Genomic DNA, 16,274 nt, shown 5'->3' with positions numbered 1-16,274 from the left:
TTAAACGCTTTTAGAAGCGATTAAACGCCTTATACTCCTTTTTACACTACTTTTATCTTTATCTACTATTTACCGCCTACGCTTAAATCCCTTATCAATATAGTAGAACCCGCTACCGAACCCAAATACTTGAAATCAGAACCTATATACTCTAAATTATTCAACAACTCTTCCAACGTTCCAGCTAAGGTCATCCCTCTAAAACTTCTTACAAACGCTCCGTTTTCAATTAATCTTCCACTTATTTGAACAGAGAATCTTCCGGAAACCGGATCGGCGGTATGCATACCCATTATGTTGGTAACATATAGAGCCTTTGGAACATTCAAAATATCTTTTCTTGTCTTGTTTGCGATAAAATGAAGGTTTATCGTTCCAATGGAAGGATTGGGAGATTCTACCGATGCGAAACTGTTACCGGTTGGCTTTGCTCCTAACTTTTTTGCAGAATATATGTTATGTAAGAATCCTTTTAGGACCCCATTTTCTATAACGTTGAATCTTGAAGTATTAGTTCCTTCATTGTCAAAGGAGGCTATGATTGGTGCAGAACCATTCATTGGATCATGTATCAGGGTAACCGATGAATTGGCTACTTTCTCACCTAATTTATCTTTCAAAAAAGATTTGCCTTTGTAAACATTTTCCCCCGACAACGGGGTTATCAATGTACCTAAAAACATACTAGAAGCAAAGGGACTCATTACAATATCGTATCTACCTGAACTTAAAACCTCTGATTTTAAACCTGACACCGCCATTTCTACAGAATTTTTTACTATGCGGTCTATGTCTATAAGCCTGTAGCTTTGAGATAATTGATAATCAAAACCAAATGAGGAATCTTCTCCTTCAATTGCGGCTAAACTAATCGAACTAGCAGCGTTAGTAAACAAAGCGTTTTTGTATAAACCATTCGTATTGCCAAAATGAATCCTTGTTAAAGCGGTTTCATACTCAGCACCACGGACAAATTTTATCCTTTCATCTTCACTTTTTGCTTTTTTTTCTAGTTCTTGAGCTAATTTCATAACCTCATGTAAATTCATATCCTTTGTGTCTGCATCGAAAGCCCAATCTATGTATGTGAACTCTTCATCATTTGAGATGTCGTTTGCATCATCTTTTTCTGTATATTTAATCATTTCAATTGCTTTTTCAACCGCTTGCATTATACCTTCTTCTGTTAAAATATTAGATGACGATGTAGCTGTTCTTCCATCAGGAGAAATAACTTTGATACCTGCTGCCCCTTTTTCTCCTTCAGTTAACTGTTCTAACTTTCCATTACTGAAAGAAGCATTTTTACTTTCAGTGGAAAACACATTTATCTGTCCTTTAAGACCTTTATTTTTTATCTCTTTCATGGATTTTTCTATAATTGATTTTATATTAGTCATTAATTGTTACCCCCTTTTACTATTCCACCAACAATTAATTTCGGTATTCTTATAGTAGGTTGAGCATCTGAAACCGGGGCCCCTTGACCATCTTTACCACAGGTTCCAACACCATATCCCAGATCATTACCAACCATATCTATGCTTTCTAAGACTTTTAATCCGTTGCCAACTAAGCTAGCTCCACGGATCGATTGTTTTATTTCACCGTTTTCTATAATATAACCTTCATCAACACCGAATTGGAAATCACCACTTATTACATCCACTTGTCCCCCACCCATCTTCCTTACAAATATACCGTATTTTACAGATTTAATTATATCTTGCGGATCATCTTCTCCTGGTAAGATCATCGTGTTTCTCATCCTGACAATGGGTAGAACCATATAAGATTCCCTTCTACCGTTACCTGTGGGTTCAACACCAAATTTTTTGGCAGTTATTTTTGAGTGCATGTATCCTTTTAACACACCTTTTTCGATTAAAACGGTCCTCTGGGTTGGTGTTCCTTCATCATCGTAATTAAGTGTTCCTCTTTTGTTTTTATCTGTTCCATCGTCTACAACGGTAATCTTTTGAGAAGCGATTTCCTTCCCAACTTTTTCTCTGTAAACAGAACCAGAAAGAACCAAGTCTGCTTCCATACCATGTCCACATGCTTCATGTATCATGGTTCCTCCAGCTTCAGAGGACAAAACAACGGTGAATTCTCCTGCAGGAGCATCTACTCCTTCTATTTGTGAAACTACTTGTCTGACGGCATCTTTTGTTACTTTTTCTATCATCTCATCTGTAAAAAATTCAAATCCCATGTTTGCTCCATCAGAGGAATAACCTCTAAACAGATTCCCTTCCTCGTCTTGTGCAAATATTATAGCAGCATAACGTGGATAATTTCTGATATCCTCAACTATTTTTCCTTCTGAATTCACTATTTTTACCTTTCGACTACTATCTGAATAAGAAACGGTGATCTGTTTGATACGTTTATCAGCATTTTTTAGTAATTCTACACCTTTAATAACCTTTTCTACTTTTTGTTCTACAGATACATTGTCAAAAGGTATTTCAAATGGTGCAAAATCCCTCTTTTCTGCCTCTTTCAATTCTTCAACCTTTACGATATTATTAGAACCGAACCTTTCACTTGCGTTCTTTCTCAAAGTCTCTGCAAGATTCATAAGATTCTCGTAAGTGGGATCGTTAGTATGGGCAAAAATCGTTTCCTCAGCTGATACAACTCTTATACTTGCACCTTTTCTACTTGAAAAATTTATTTTTTCAATTTTACCGTTATCGTAAACAATCGAGGTACCGTAAAAATCTTCATAGAAGATTTCCGAATACTCTCCCCCTGATGAAAGAGAATGGTTTAAAATCTCTAAGTATTGAGCATTACTTAAATTCACTTCTATCCCTCCTATAAAAAGTTAGCAATCCTTCCTTTCATATTATATCATATTTATTCTTGTTGGAACTTGTATTCGCATTAGATCATATTAGATGTCCGTGAAAAAGAATAACAGATTTTCACTGTATGAACTTTTAAAAACAGAAAAAGCAAAGAAGGTAATGCATTTATATATCAAAAGGTAGCAATTTCAGCAAACCTTGGAAGACATGCCTTTGAAAAGGTAAAAGGGAATAACAAAGTTAATCTTTCAAGAAGTAGGCCTTACAAGAAAAATGATAACGCTCACGTGGAACAAAAGAACGGGGATAAGGTAAGAAAATTGGTAGGGTATTTCAGGGATGAGAGTGAAGAAGAGGTAAGTCTGCTCAACGAGATTTACAGCAAAGCAGACTTACTAGATAACTCTTCATACCCAATTTTAAACTAAAAAACAAAGTAAAGAACGACAAGGATAAAACAATAAAAAAAGAATATGAGAAACCTAAGACTCCATTCCAACGGTTGCTTGAAAGCAATACTGTTAGCGAAAAAACTAAATCTCAACTAAAGAAAACGTACGAAAGTTTAAACATGGTAAAATTAAGAAAGAACCCCCCAAAGGGGTTCAAAAAAATGCTCTTGTGGATAAATTATATACAATATTCAACTCACAAAAAGCAAATCAAGTTCGAAGACATAAATACTATCTAACCATTACCCGATTTCAATGACAATTAATTATGATCTAACACGCCCCGGCTGCAGTTTAGTGTTCTACAGATCTAAGCACATCTAGGGCAGCCACTTCTCGACAACATCTCTGTTTTCTTCAATCCATTTTTTTGCAGCCTGCTCAGGATTGGTTCTGTTCACATTTATATCATAGGTGACCTCACCTAATTGATCATCGTTCATCTTAAAGTTCTCAATGAACTCTGCAACCTCTGGAAAATCTTCTCTAAAACCTTTTCTGCCTATTGCTCTTATATTCTCTTCCTCGCCATAAGCATTTTTTGGGTCTTCGAGAAACTTGAGATCGTATGCGAACCACATCCAGTGTGGGGTCCAGCCAGTTATTACAATCCATTCCTCTCTCTGAACAGCCCTTTCTAGCTCGGCCATCATTGCCGGATCACTTGAGGATACAAGGTTCCAATCCTCCAGCCTATATGCTGGCATAGCGTCCTCCCTTGTATGGATCATTATCCCTGCTCCAGGCTCTATTCCAACTATTCTCTCCCCAAACTCTTCCTTGTGTTCTGCTAACTCTTCTATAGAATCGATTGAAACATAGGTTGGAACAACGAGCCCTATCCTTGCTCCTTCATACACGGGTCCAAGATCAACTACGTCCTCACTATACTTCTCCCAATAGCCCTCATGTGTATATGGCAACCATGCACATACTGAAAGATCAACATCCTCATTTGCCAACCCTGTCCACATCACAGCTGCAGATACAGCTCTTATGGTCACATCGTATCCCATTTCCTCCAACAAGATCTTTGAAATGTGCGTCTGAGCCTCTGCTGAAGCCCATTGAACATATGCTATCTCTATTTCGCCTTTTTCTGCTGCTGACAACACAGATGAAAATAGCAAGACTGCCAACAGAACAAAAGCCATTTTCTTTTCCATTATTTTCAATTTTTCGCCTCCTTTTCTTTACGTTTAAATTTTTTTCTTATCTCTCTATAATTACCCAGAGACCTGCTAGCTCTATCAAAGACCATAGCCAGGATTACTATTGCTAAGCCTCCCTCAAATCCCGTCGCAATATCTAATCTATTGACTCCCATCAGAACCAATTCACCAAGACCACCTGCGCCTATCATAGATGATATAACAACCATAGATATTGCTAACATGATGCATTGGTTCACTCCAGCAAGAAGACTTGGTATGGACAAAGGTAGTTCCACTTTTGTTAGAACTTGCCTTTCACTTGCTCCAAAAGCTCTTGCAGCTTCTTTCAAATCTTCTGACACCTGTGTTATGCCGAGATATGTGAGTCTCACTGGCGGCGGGATAGAAAAGATTAGCGTCGCAACAAGTCCCGGAACCTTTCCTATACCAAATAGCATAACTGCGGGAATAAGATATACAAAGGGAGGCATGGTCTGCATGAAATCGAGCAATGGGGATGTTATCTTGTTAACAATATTACTCCTTGTCATCCAGATTCCCCATGGAATGCCCAATAAAAGAGCTATGATGACAGCTATGAATACCAAAGCCATAGTCTCCACAAGCTCTTCCCATAGGCCTAGATCCAGAATTAAAAGAAGACCAACAAATGTTCCAAGGGAGAGCCATTTTGTCCCAACTAGCCACACTACAATCGCAATAATGATTATGAGCGCTAGGGGAGGCAAAAATAGCAGAGCACTCTCTAGAGCTGAGATCGTACCATTAAATGCCATCGTTATCGCATCAAAGAAGGGCATGAAAGTTCTTATGATGAAGTCCAGTGCTATCTCCACGCCTCTACCTATTGGTATTTTGGGTAATGCTTCCATCAGATTCATCTGCTTCCTCCCATTATCTCCATAATTTCCTTCCAGCTCACTTCACCTATCAGGTGTCTTTCTTCATCGACCACTGCCACACCTATTCCTGTGCTAAGGATCTTTGAGGAAGCTTCCTCAAGTGAGGCAGAAGGTTCCAAGATTTCCGGCTTTTTCAGTGCTTTTTTAATATTTTTCTCATTTTCATCCACAAGCTCCATAGCATCTTCGAGCATAAGCATCCCAATAAGTTTGTTGTTTTTGTTTATGACAAAGATGTAGTTCATATCATTCCTCTGCATCTTTTTAACTGCAGTCCAGGAACTTTCTCCCTCCCTAAGAACATCTCTCGGGGTGATCATAACATCCTCTACACTAAGGACGCTTGTTCTATTTACTTTCTCAACAAAGTGCTCAACATATTCGTTAGCCGGTTGGGTCACAATATCTCTTCCATCCCCTATCTGTTCAATACGCCCATCTCTCATTATTGCTATCCTGTCCCCCAATCTGAGTCCTTCATCAAGATCATGGGTAACAAAGATTATTGTCTTTTTCATCTCTCTTTGAAGAGCTAGAAGCTCTTCCTGCATCTCGTTTCTTATCAGTGGGTCAAGAGCGCTAAATGGCTCATCCATAAGCAAGATCTCAGGATCTACTGCTAAAGCTCTCGCAAGTCCGACCCTCTGTTTCATTCCCCCGCTTAGCTCTGTGGGAAATCTGTCTTTCCACCCAGCGAGACCAACTCTTTCAAGAGCTTCCTCTGCTTTCTTGTACCTTTCGTCTTCGGGCATTCCTCTTAATTCAAGACCGAAGGCTGCATTATCAAGAACTGTTCTGTTAGGGTAAAGGGCGAAATGTTGAAAAACCATAGCAGTCTTTTTTCCTCTTATTTCTCTAAGCTGTTTTCTATCCATAACATCTATTCTTTTTCCATCAATAGATACAGATCCGCTGGTTGGCTTAACTAAAGAATTGATGCACCTTATCAATGTGGATTTTCCAGAGCCTGAAAGCCCCATAAGTATAAAGATTTCTCCCTCTTCTACTTCAAAACTAATATCCTGAAGAGCGACGGTCTGATCTATCTCCTTCAATATCTCTTTTTTACTATGACCTTCCTTAAGCATTTTTATAGCTAACTCGGGTTTGTCTCCGAAGATCTTGACAACATCTTTAACTTCAATTTTAACCGACATGACGCCTCCAAATGTAAATAATAATTGTTATTAATTCTAAGTATCCTCATGCTATAGATTTTTAACTCACGGTAGGCTATAAAATTTTTTATTGAATATTGTCACCCTACCCTTGAGGATGTTCTTTCAAAAACACTATATCATATTTCAATTTTTATGTCAAATCTGCCTTGTCAAATACGGTTGATAAAATAGACTGAAGAGATGATGAAAAAGGTATTACAATGATTTTTTGTTGAATAATTTCAGTTCAGAAATGATAATTGTTTACAATATGTTGTTCCTTCTGTGATGAAATCCGAGGATCTTCACTCTCTTCCAGCTTCCTTATCAAATTGCAATTGTAACCACTTAAAAAAAGAAAGGCGCCAAAGATTGGACGCCTTTTATACGAAAAATTATTTATATAGTTTTTATATCAAAAGTTTTTGCAACCGTCTCCAAAACGTTTGGTGATAGAAAGGCCGGTAGTGTTGGACCCAATCTTATTCCCTTTACTCCCATATATAACAATGATAATAAAACAGTTACGGCTTTCTGTTCGTACCAAGCTATGTTGTATTCTATAGGTAGTTCATTTATATCTTTTAAATCGAATGCTTCTTTCAATTTTAAAGCTGTTAAAACTAAAGAATAAGAATCATTACATTGACCTGCATCTATAACCCTTGGTATTCCATCAATATCCCCTAAATCAAGCATATTGTACCTGTACTTTGCACAACCCGCGGTTAAAATAACGGAGCTTTTTGGGAGATTTTTGGCAAAATTAGTATAGTATTCACGATCTTTGTTTCTTCCATCACAACCACCCATGACGTAAAATTTGGTTATTTTACCAGATTTTACTGCCTCGACAATTTTATCAGCAACTTTAGCTGTTTGTTCATGAGCAAATCCAATGGTTATAGTTTTTCCATCTCTTTTTTTGATGGGGCCAATTTCGAGTGCTTTTTGTATTACAGGAGCAAAATCTTTTTGACCATTCTTTTTTCTATTTGGTATATGTTGAACCCCTGGCCATCCCACAAGTCCGGTTGTGAAAATTCTGTCTTTGTAGGAATTTCTTGGCTTTTGAATACAATTCGTTGTCATTACTACAGCTCCACCAAACTCTTCAAACTCTTGTTGTTGCTTCCACCAAGAACCTCCAAAATTACCGGCTAAATGTTCGTACTTTTTTAATTCGGGATAGGCGTTTGCTGGTAGCATTTCTCCGTGGGTATATACTTTGATTCCTTTACCTTTAGTTTGTTCTAAAATTTCATACAGATCCAAAAGATCATGACCACTGACTAGAATAGCAGGTGTTTCGTATGTCCCTGTGTAAACTTGGGTTATTTCAGGATTTCCAAAGATCGAAGTATTTGCCTCATCTAGTAAAGCCATAGCGTTTATCCCATATTCGCCAGCTTTCAGTGCTAAATTTATTAATTCATCAACGGTGATATCTTCACGTAGGGTTTCCGCCAAAGCCTTTTCGATGAAGGCAAGTATATCTTCGTTGAAGTGTTTTAAGATATAGGCATGATCGGTGTAAGCAGCCACTCCCTTTAAACCAATTACAAGAAAGTTCTTAAGCGATCTTATATCCTCGTCTGATTCCGATAAAACACCTACTTCAACGGCTTTATTTAAGTATTCGTCTTCATTGTTATCCTTTGGATTCCATACTGCGGCATCAGGTACTTTTTCCCGAAATTTTTCGTTGTATTTTTTTTCATAAACTTCTTTGAATTTATTTTCTATAATTCTTCTTTTATCTAGTGCTTTATCAATGTATCTAGCTATTCTTTTTTTATCAAAATTAACGTTAGTTATTGTCACAAACAAGCCTTCTGCCACAAAAAGGTCAACACTTTCATCTTCTACGTCCAATTCTCTTGCTTTATTAGCCCAATAGGAAATCCCTTTTAGTATATAAATCAATAGATCCTGCAAGTTTGAAGTTTCTGGACTTTTTCCACATACACCTTGAGCCACACAACCCTCATTTCTTAAGGTTTCTTGACATTGATAACAAAACATCTCCATTCGCTTTTTTCCTCCTTACTAAGATTTTATTTGTCTTGACACTTAAACTTTTCTTTATTTAAAGAATTTTGAATTCCCTTTCATTTTAAGTATAATTAAATCGGAGTAATTTTGTCAGTAACAAATGTTACACACATTGTTTTTTAAAAATTTTGAGGTGATTGAATCGTGGATAACTATATTGATAGACTAGGTAAATTAAAGATATTTAAAAATTTTTCAAAAGCCGAATTGATGAAAATTTTTGGTAATGTTCGTTATTCAATTAAAAATTTTTCAAAAGGTTCCCTTATCTATACTTCTGGGGAAAAAGTTGAAAATTTAATGATCTTAATCGATGGAGAAGTTATCACAGAAATGGTTGATTTTAATGGGAAAATTTTAGAAGTAGAAAGGATAAAATCTCCGGAGATTTTAGCTTCTGCCTTGTTATTTTCAAAAGATAACTTACTACCTGTTGATGTTTTAGCGGTTAAAGATGTTGCTATGCTATATATTGAAAAAGGAGATTTGATAAGATTATTTCAAGGTAACAAGGTTCTTTTAGTCTCTTTTCTTGAAGATATAGGCGAAAAGTTTCAGTTCGTAACTGCGAAGTTACGGGTGAATTCTTTTCATACAATTAGAGAAAAGATTACAATGTATCTTTTAAATCTTTACAATCAGCAAAATAAACCCAGCGAGTTAACTATAACTCTAACTTTAGAAGAGTTAGCTAATTTATTTGGTGTAGCAAGGCCTTCTTTATCGAGGGTATTTTCAGAGATGCAAAAAGAAGGCTTATTCGTTAAAAATGGCGATAAAATAATCTTAAAGAAATTGAAGAACTGAATATGCTATAATTGTAATAACAAAAATCAAAGTAGGGAGGGAAATTTGAGAATGGAAATTTTTTTAGACACTGCAAACATAGAAGAAATCAGAAAAGGTGTTGCTTGGGGGATAGTTGACGGCGTGACAACTAATCCTACGTTGGTTTCAAAAGAAAATGCCGTATTTGAAGAAAGGATCAAGGAAATTTGTGAAACTGTAAAAGGACCGGTAAGTGCCGAAGTTGTATCCACAGATTACGAAGGAATGGTAAAAGAAGCAAGGGAAATAGCAAATTTAAGTGAATTTGTAGTTGTTAAAATACCTTTAATCTCTGATGGAATTAAAGCGATAAAAACTTTATCCAAAGAAGGTATTAAGACCAATGCAACTTTAGTTTTTAGCCCTTTACAAGCTCTTCTTGCAGCCAAGGCAGGAGCTACATACGTGAGTCCTTTCATTGGTAGAATGGATGACATAGGAAACACCGGAATGGATATAGTAGAAGAAATTGAAGTTATCTTCAGCAATTACGGATATGAGACAAAAATTATCGTGGCTAGCGTTAGACATCCTCAGCATGTTTTAGAAGCTGGTCTGATTGGAGCAGATGTTGTTACTATGCCTTTTGAAGTACTTGAGAAAATGTTCAAACATCCCATGACGGATATAGGTCTTGAAAGATTTTTGAATGATTGGAAGAAGTATCAAGATTATCTAAAAAACAAAAATAATTAACTTAAAAATAATAGACATAAGACGCAGTATAATACCCCAGGAAAGAACCAGCTACCACGTCCGAGAGCCAATGCACATCTTCATAGATGCGAGAAAACGATATAGTTGTTGGTATAATATAAATCCACCAGCTATATTCTTTCGCATATGGAGTATATATAGACCAGGCAATGGCAGAATGTCCTGAAGGAAAAGAAGCATAAGCATCCCCTTGAGTAAGGGGAGCAAATGGATTGAATGAAAATGAACCGTCTTCAGCATATGGCCTTTCTCTGCCAACGACGATTTTTGTTAGCAAGGTTATTCCTCCGCTAATAACGGAAGACATAATAGCATCTTCAGATACCTTTTTTAGTGTGTAATCGTTTGTAAGATAACCAACTGTGTATCCAACCACGGGTGTTCCAACAAGAAAGTAATAATCATATGTAGTTAAAAAATTGGAAATTATATCCAGATAAGAATTAGTACTTTGCTGAACAAGGCTCCTGCTTAAATCGTCTACATTTAGAGTAAATTTAGCTGTGTTGGTACTTTGTTCAGTTGCGGTATCTTCAGCGGTAATTATGCTTGAGAAAACAAGAATCACTACTAAGAAAAGTATAAAGCGTTTTTTCATGTTAATTCCTCCGCCTTTTGATCAAAAAATGAAAAGTAGCATTACTACAAGATACCCTATTATAGCACAAAAAATGGGAATGATTATTTTTTTTATTACACTAAACATATCGACTTCAAAATATTTTGATGTAAGTAAAAGACAGAGATGAACAGGTGATAGAAGAACTCCCAATACAGAGAAAAAATATGTGGTTATCGCAACCGGCACCAAAGAAATAACTCCCGCTTCAACGAACGACAAAGCTATCGGCATTGTAACCGCAAAACCTGCCTGAGTTATTCCAGTTATCAATCCTATAATAATCGGAGAGATCATTATTATCCACCATGGACTTACTCCCCACGTAGTTAGATTGTCTACAAAATCGTTGGATAAATTTGACACAGTTACAAAATTTTTGTACCAAAAAACAAACAATAACAACAACACAGTTTCCCATCTTATATTTAGTAGATCTTTGTAGTTTTTATGATAAAAAGTATATATTAAAGATACCGTTAAAACAACAAGCCAACCAGGTAAAGAAGCAATTACTCCAACGATTATAATTAATATTGGGAGTATAGATTCAAAAAGTTCTTTCCATAATTTCTTGTCTCTTTTTAGACTGATTTTACCATTTTTGAAGTAGATCCAACCACCAATAATTGCAAATAATCCTATTGGAAGTTGTATTAATAATAATTTTGTTAAACTTATTCCCGTAAGAGCACTTTCTAAAATTAATGCAGGATACAGTACCCAAAAAAATTCCATACTGTGCCTGAACCAATAGTTCATTGCCGTAGCTTCAACTCTATTAATGTTGCTTTCATCAGCTATATCTTTAACCATCGGTGCAGTGAACATAGCTCCTCCCGGCATGGGTAGTAATCCCAGCATCATAGGCATCAATCCTACTGCCTGTCTTGAATTGAATAATGTTCTTATGTTTTTGGCAAACTTCTGTGAGTTTCCACTTGCCTTCATAGTATCCGATAGTAGATATATTCCAAAGATAACAACAATCACTTCGTAAAAATCGCTTTGTGTAATAGTTTCTAGGAAACTACTACCAATATAATTCAAATTCAAAGAAACTAGTGCGGTTACAATTGTTGCAATAAGAATAGCCCAATGGACTTTTTTTATCAATTTTATAGATATCACCATACTAATTAAACCTGATAATATGGAAACTACAGCCAAATCTTTCACCCCATTTTTTGTTAGTGAAACTTACTATTTTATTATACCATAAAAAAACGTGCCATATACAATGGCACGCCTGTTTTTATTACTGTCTTAATTTAGTACATATCTGGTGTTGCTGGCATTTCTGGACCTTTTTCTTCTTTTGGTTCTTCTGCTACTAAAACTTCTGTTGTTAGAAGCATAGAAGCAATCGACGCAGCATTTTGAAGTGCACTTCTTGTAACTTTAGTTGGATCAATTATTCCAGCTTCAAACATGTTTACATATCTTTCTTTTAGAACATCGTATCCATATTTTGAATCATCTTTTTCGAGTACTTTTTCAATAATTATGGCAGGTTCTAAACCAGCATTTCTAATTATCTGCTTTACAGGCGCATCTAAAGATTTTGCTACTAATTGTGCACCAATTTTTTCGTCTCCTGACAATGTGTTTGCAAATTCTTCAACGGCTTTTTTGGCTTTGAGTAACGTTACACCTCCACCTGCAACTATTCCTTCTTCCACAGCTGCTCTCGTTGCAGATAAGGCATCTTCTATTCTATGTTTCTTTTCTTTCAACTCAGTTTCTGTAGCCGCTCCGGCTTTAATCACAGCAACCCCACCAGATAATTTTGCTAATCTCTCTTGTAATGTTTCTTTTTCGTAATCGGAAGTTGTATTTTCAATTTGAGCTTTTATCTGAGCTATTCTTTCTTTTATTGCTGTAGGTTCACCTTTTCCTCCAACAATGATAGTATCTTCTTTTGCAACTCTTACCAAATCAGCTTGACCAAGATCATTAATGGAAACATCTTCTAAGGTAAGACCAATTTCTTCAGATATTACAGTACCGCCAGTTAAAATGGCAATATCTCTTAGCATTTCTTTTCTTCTGTCTCCAAAACCAGGAGCTTTAACAGCTACTGATTCCAAGGTTCCTCTCAGCTTGTTGAGAACCAACGTAGAAAGAGCTTCTCCTTCTACATCTTCAGCAATGATTACCAACGGTTTTCCAGCTTGAGCAACTTTTTCTAAAATTGGAACTATAGATTTTACAGCTGAAATCTTTCTATCTGTAATTAATATATAAGGTTCTTTCATTTCAGCTTCCATTTTTTCAGTATTTGTTACAAAATAGGGAGAGATGTATCCTCTATCGAATTGCATTCCTTCTGTGAATTCTACATAAGTTTCAAGAGTTTTAGAGTCTTCAACGGTTATAACTCCATCTTCTCCTACTTTGTCCATAGCTTCCGCTATAATATTTCCAATCTCCTCGTTATTAGCAGATATAGAAGCTACATGTGCAATGTCTTCTTTACTTGATAACTTTCTGCTAGCATTCCTTATCTGCTCTACAGCTTTATCTGTAGCCTTAGCGATACCGTTTCTCATCAATATTGGATTAGCACCAGCTGCAACATTTTTCAATCCTTCTTGAATCATAAACTGTGCTAAAACTGTAGCGGTAGTTGTCCCGTCTCCCGCAACGTCGTTTGTTTTGGAAGCTACTTCTTTAACTAATTCTGCTCCAAGTGCTTCAAATTTATCTTTCAATTCAATTTCTTTAGCAATCGAAACACCATCATTTGTGATAGTTGGAGATCCCCAACTCTTTTCTAAAACTACGTTTCTTCCTTTAGGTCCCAAAGTTATTTTAACAGCATCTGCAACTGTATTAACGCCTCTTTCTAAAGCTCTTCTTGCATCTTCATTAAATTTTAACATTTTTGCCATCTTATATCAACACCTCCCATTTTTTAGTCTTCTACTTTTGCTAGTACGTCTTCCACATCAATGATGATATAATCCTCATCATCTATCTTGATTTCAGTTCCTGCATATTTAGAAAAGATTACCTTGTCTCCTACTTTTAAATCATAATCTTCGTCTAGTTTCCCGACTTCTTTAACTTCTGCCTTTTGAGGTTTTTCTTTTGCTGAATCTGGTAGTACTATACCACCTTCAGTTTTTCTTTCTTCGGTAATTGGCTTAATGAGTAACCTGTTTCCTAATGGTTTCACCGTCATGTTATGATACCCCCTTTTTTTATTTTAATTATTTTATTTCAATTTTTATTTTTTTGTTCATTAGCAATCAAACATTAAGAGTGCTAATTTTCATATGTATCATAACACATATTAGTAAAAGTATCAAGAGTCAAAAAAGACGATTATAGGTGATCAAAGACGATTATCGGCGATTATTTTCGATTAGAAGGCTAAATCTCTTTTTTTCTCGTTTTTTCTCCAAATTGCTCGTTCTTTCTGCCTTTTTAACTTTTATGTAATTATTTTAGTACATATCTTTAAACTTTTCTGCGATCTTGACAAACACTTTTAATACTTTAGGGTCAAATTGTTCTGGAGAGGTTCTGTCGTCTCCTTCTAATAATATTTTCATGCTTTCTTCGTGTGAAAAAGATTTTTTATAAGGTCTTTCACTTCTGAGCGCATCGTATACATCTGCCACGGCAACTATCCTAGCTTCAATCGGAATTTTTTCACCTTTTAAACCATATGGATATCCGCTTCCATTATATCTTTCTTGGTGGTAAAGTGCAATGTTTCTGGCAACTTTAAAAATTTCTGCGTCTCCGATTATATCCGCCCCATATATGGGGTGTTTTTTTATTTCTTTCCACTCGGAAACATTTAAAGAACCTTTTTTTCTTAAAATCTCAAGGGGTATAAGTATTTTTCCAATATCATGATAGTACGCATATGTTTTTATCTCTTGAGCAAATCTTTCATTTAAACCTAAATTTTTGGCTATTTCGTAACTTATTTCGCAGATTCTGTTCATATGTTCTGAGGTTTCCATATCAAAACGTTCTGCAACATCACTAAGTTTTTTTAGAGAATAATTATAAGCCTCAATAGCTTCTCTTTCCTCAAATTTTAGATCTATAAAAATTTCAATCAATCTTCCAAATATTTCCATTACTTTTTTTGAAGTATCAGAAAACTCCTTATTTTCTTTTGAATTTACCGAGATGTTACCTATAAATCTTTCTTTGTTGTATAAGTCCATAAGTAAACTACTTCCTAAATTGGCTGCACCAGATTTAGTTAAGATATTAGTAATTTCCATTGAAAGATCTTCATTATACGAATCTAAATCATGAACCTCTTGAACATGTTTTCCTACTTTTATGACTTTATCAACGGGCAAGGTTAAATTGTTTATTTCTTCGGTGAAACCATATGCAGCATAGATTTCCCATCGATGATCGGTTATCAGTCCTATGCTTCCTGCTTTGGCTTCGGGTATCAATTTAACTAAACCTTCTATAGCATCATTTAAAATTGTCTTTGTTTCTTCACTTTCAATGAAAGAATAAAATATTTGATACATCGTTATGAGTTTTTCGCTCAATGTCTCTTTTTCATTGCTAAGATCACTTATTTTGTTATAGGAATCTCTTAATTGTATATTAGCTTTGTTTATGGTGTTAACCATTTTTCTACTTCTAAAATAAAAGAAAACTAAAGTAACAACAAAACCAATCAAAATTATTATCAAAACAATAAGCATTCTATTGATACTTTTTTGACGTTCAACACTCAAAGAAGTGCTTATTCCCATCCATAAGTTTTCAATCATGTCGAATCTTTCACTTTTCAGAACTTTATTCAGAGTACTTTCAAATATCTTCAAGGCTTGTTCTTTTTCGCTATTTTTTTTTGAGGCAAAGGTTAGAGGGGTCGAGTCAAATACCTTTACATATCGGATGTTAGGTTTTAAATTATTAATAATAACATAGTTTGAAACAATTCTTTCATCTTCTATGGCAGCAGAAGACAATTTTTCGTTTAACAAATCTGATATGATGTTCTCATTTGATGTGTACTTTCTAATATCTTTAAATCCTTCATTTTTTAGAGTATCTATTAAAAAGCTCCCATCTAAAACCCCTACTGGATAATTTTTCAATTCTTCGTACGTTTGGTTGTTATCGTACCTTGTCATTATTAATGAGTCTATAAAAGTAACCGTCTTATAAAAATTCAAAATATCTTTTCTTCCTGGAGTTGGCGCTATTAGTCCTATTAAGTCGTAATTTTCGTCGCTTAAAAAAGTATTGTATGCATCAGTCCAGTTTTTCACCGTTATTTCAAACGTTAAATCTGAGTTTTTTTCTATTTCCTTCAGAATATCAATCACAAAGCCTTCTATTTCACTATTCTCAATGTATATATCCGGATAATATTCGGCTAAAATGATATTAAGTTTTTTTGAAAAAGCAAAAATAGATGTACTAATAATAATTAAAGTAACTATAATATTTTTGATTTTCACAATATGCGCTCCCCCAAAAAATTTCTTATCTCCAATATAATTTTATCATATTTGTGAAACTAATTAACAAACTAACGAATTTTTCTATATG

At 35.2% G+C, this 16,274-nt stretch carries 14 protein-coding genes; 3 read left to right on the top strand and 11 right to left on the bottom strand.

Features of this window, described 5'->3' with window-relative positions:
- Positions 1 to 65 precede the first annotated feature (65 nt).
- Positions 66 to 1,400: a TldD/PmbA family protein gene (locus ACW9JY_RS06865; protein ID WP_103077697.1), complete on the bottom strand. Its 1,335-nt coding sequence runs from the start codon at positions 1,398 to 1,400 to the stop codon at positions 66 to 68.
- Positions 1,400 to 2,812 carry a TldD/PmbA family protein gene (locus ACW9JY_RS06860; protein ID WP_457283807.1) on the bottom strand — a complete coding sequence of 471 codons (1,413 nt, stop codon included), beginning with the start codon at positions 2,810 to 2,812 and terminating at the stop codon, positions 1,400 to 1,402. Before ACW9JY_RS06860 ends, ACW9JY_RS06865 begins: the two co-directional genes overlap by 1 nt.
- A 291-nt stretch (positions 2,813 to 3,103) precedes the next feature.
- On the opposite strand from ACW9JY_RS06860, the gene ACW9JY_RS06855 reads away from it, so the two are divergent.
- Positions 3,104 to 3,244, top strand: coding sequence for a hypothetical protein (locus ACW9JY_RS06855; RefSeq protein ID WP_457283806.1), 141 nt, complete (start codon positions 3,104 to 3,106; stop codon positions 3,242 to 3,244).
- Between the two features lie 344 nt (positions 3,245 to 3,588).
- Here the strand turns inward: ACW9JY_RS06855 and ACW9JY_RS06850 are convergent, their stop codons facing one another.
- The 4 genes from ACW9JY_RS06850 to hcp all read right to left on the bottom strand — a co-directional run bounded on the left by ACW9JY_RS06850 (position 3,589) and on the right by hcp (position 8,536).
- Entirely contained in the window at positions 3,589 to 4,434 is an 846-nt protein-coding gene (locus tag ACW9JY_RS06850) for a glycine betaine ABC transporter substrate-binding protein (RefSeq protein ID WP_457283821.1), read from the bottom strand.
- A gap of 5 nt (positions 4,435 to 4,439) precedes the next feature.
- Positions 4,440 to 5,324, bottom strand: coding sequence for an ABC transporter permease (locus ACW9JY_RS06845; protein ID WP_103077695.1), 885 nt, complete (start codon positions 5,322 to 5,324; stop codon positions 4,440 to 4,442).
- The gene (locus ACW9JY_RS06840; protein ID WP_457283805.1) at positions 5,321 to 6,502 is read right to left on the bottom strand and encodes a quaternary amine ABC transporter ATP-binding protein; all 1,182 of its coding nucleotides are present in this window, start codon (positions 6,500 to 6,502) and stop codon (positions 5,321 to 5,323) included. The genes ACW9JY_RS06845 and ACW9JY_RS06840 overlap by 4 nt, the downstream gene beginning before the upstream one ends.
- A gap of 402 nt (positions 6,503 to 6,904) precedes the next feature.
- Positions 6,905 to 8,536, bottom strand: a complete 1,632-nt coding sequence (hcp, locus tag ACW9JY_RS06835; RefSeq protein WP_457283804.1) for a hydroxylamine reductase — start codon at positions 8,534 to 8,536, stop codon at positions 6,905 to 6,907.
- 168 nt (positions 8,537 to 8,704) lie between these two features.
- On the opposite strand from hcp, the gene ACW9JY_RS06830 reads away from it, so the two are divergent.
- Together ACW9JY_RS06830 and fsa are read left to right on the top strand one after the other, a co-directional pair.
- Positions 8,705 to 9,367, top strand: coding sequence for a Crp/Fnr family transcriptional regulator (locus ACW9JY_RS06830; RefSeq protein ID WP_457283803.1), 663 nt, complete (start codon positions 8,705 to 8,707; stop codon positions 9,365 to 9,367).
- Positions 9,368 to 9,418: 51 nt separating this feature from the next.
- Positions 9,419 to 10,084 carry a fructose-6-phosphate aldolase gene (fsa, locus tag ACW9JY_RS06825; protein ID WP_457283802.1) on the top strand — a complete coding sequence of 222 codons (666 nt, stop codon included), beginning with the start codon at positions 9,419 to 9,421 and terminating at the stop codon, positions 10,082 to 10,084.
- A 1-nt stretch (position 10,085) separates the two neighbouring features.
- Here fsa and ACW9JY_RS06820 read toward each other — a convergent pair whose 3' ends face one another.
- From ACW9JY_RS06820 to ACW9JY_RS06800, 5 genes are all read right to left on the bottom strand, one after another.
- On the bottom strand, positions 10,086 to 10,703 hold the full coding sequence (locus tag ACW9JY_RS06820; protein WP_457283801.1) for a phosphatase PAP2 family protein: 618 nt from the start codon (positions 10,701 to 10,703) through the stop codon (positions 10,086 to 10,088).
- A 21-nt stretch (positions 10,704 to 10,724) separates the two neighbouring features.
- Positions 10,725 to 11,903, bottom strand: coding sequence for a DUF401 family protein (locus tag ACW9JY_RS06815; RefSeq protein ID WP_457283800.1), 1,179 nt, complete (start codon positions 11,901 to 11,903; stop codon positions 10,725 to 10,727).
- A 92-nt stretch (positions 11,904 to 11,995) separates the two neighbouring features.
- Entirely contained in the window at positions 11,996 to 13,618 is a 1,623-nt protein-coding gene (groL, locus tag ACW9JY_RS06810; RefSeq protein ID WP_457283799.1) for a chaperonin GroEL, read from the bottom strand.
- A 23-nt stretch (positions 13,619 to 13,641) separates the two neighbouring features.
- Positions 13,642 to 13,911: a co-chaperone GroES gene (groES, locus tag ACW9JY_RS06805; protein WP_012208976.1), complete on the bottom strand. Its 270-nt coding sequence runs from the start codon at positions 13,909 to 13,911 to the stop codon at positions 13,642 to 13,644.
- A 265-nt stretch (positions 13,912 to 14,176) separates the two neighbouring features.
- On the bottom strand, positions 14,177 to 16,183 hold the full coding sequence (locus ACW9JY_RS06800; RefSeq protein WP_457283798.1) for an HD domain-containing phosphohydrolase: 2,007 nt from the start codon (positions 16,181 to 16,183) through the stop codon (positions 14,177 to 14,179).
- Between the last annotated feature and the right edge of the window lie 91 nt (positions 16,184 to 16,274).

It is taken from the genome of Petrotoga sp. DB-2, from assembly GCF_054051725.1.
Note: the sequence above shows the minus strand (reverse complement) of the source record. Positions and strands in the feature narration are given on the sequence as shown.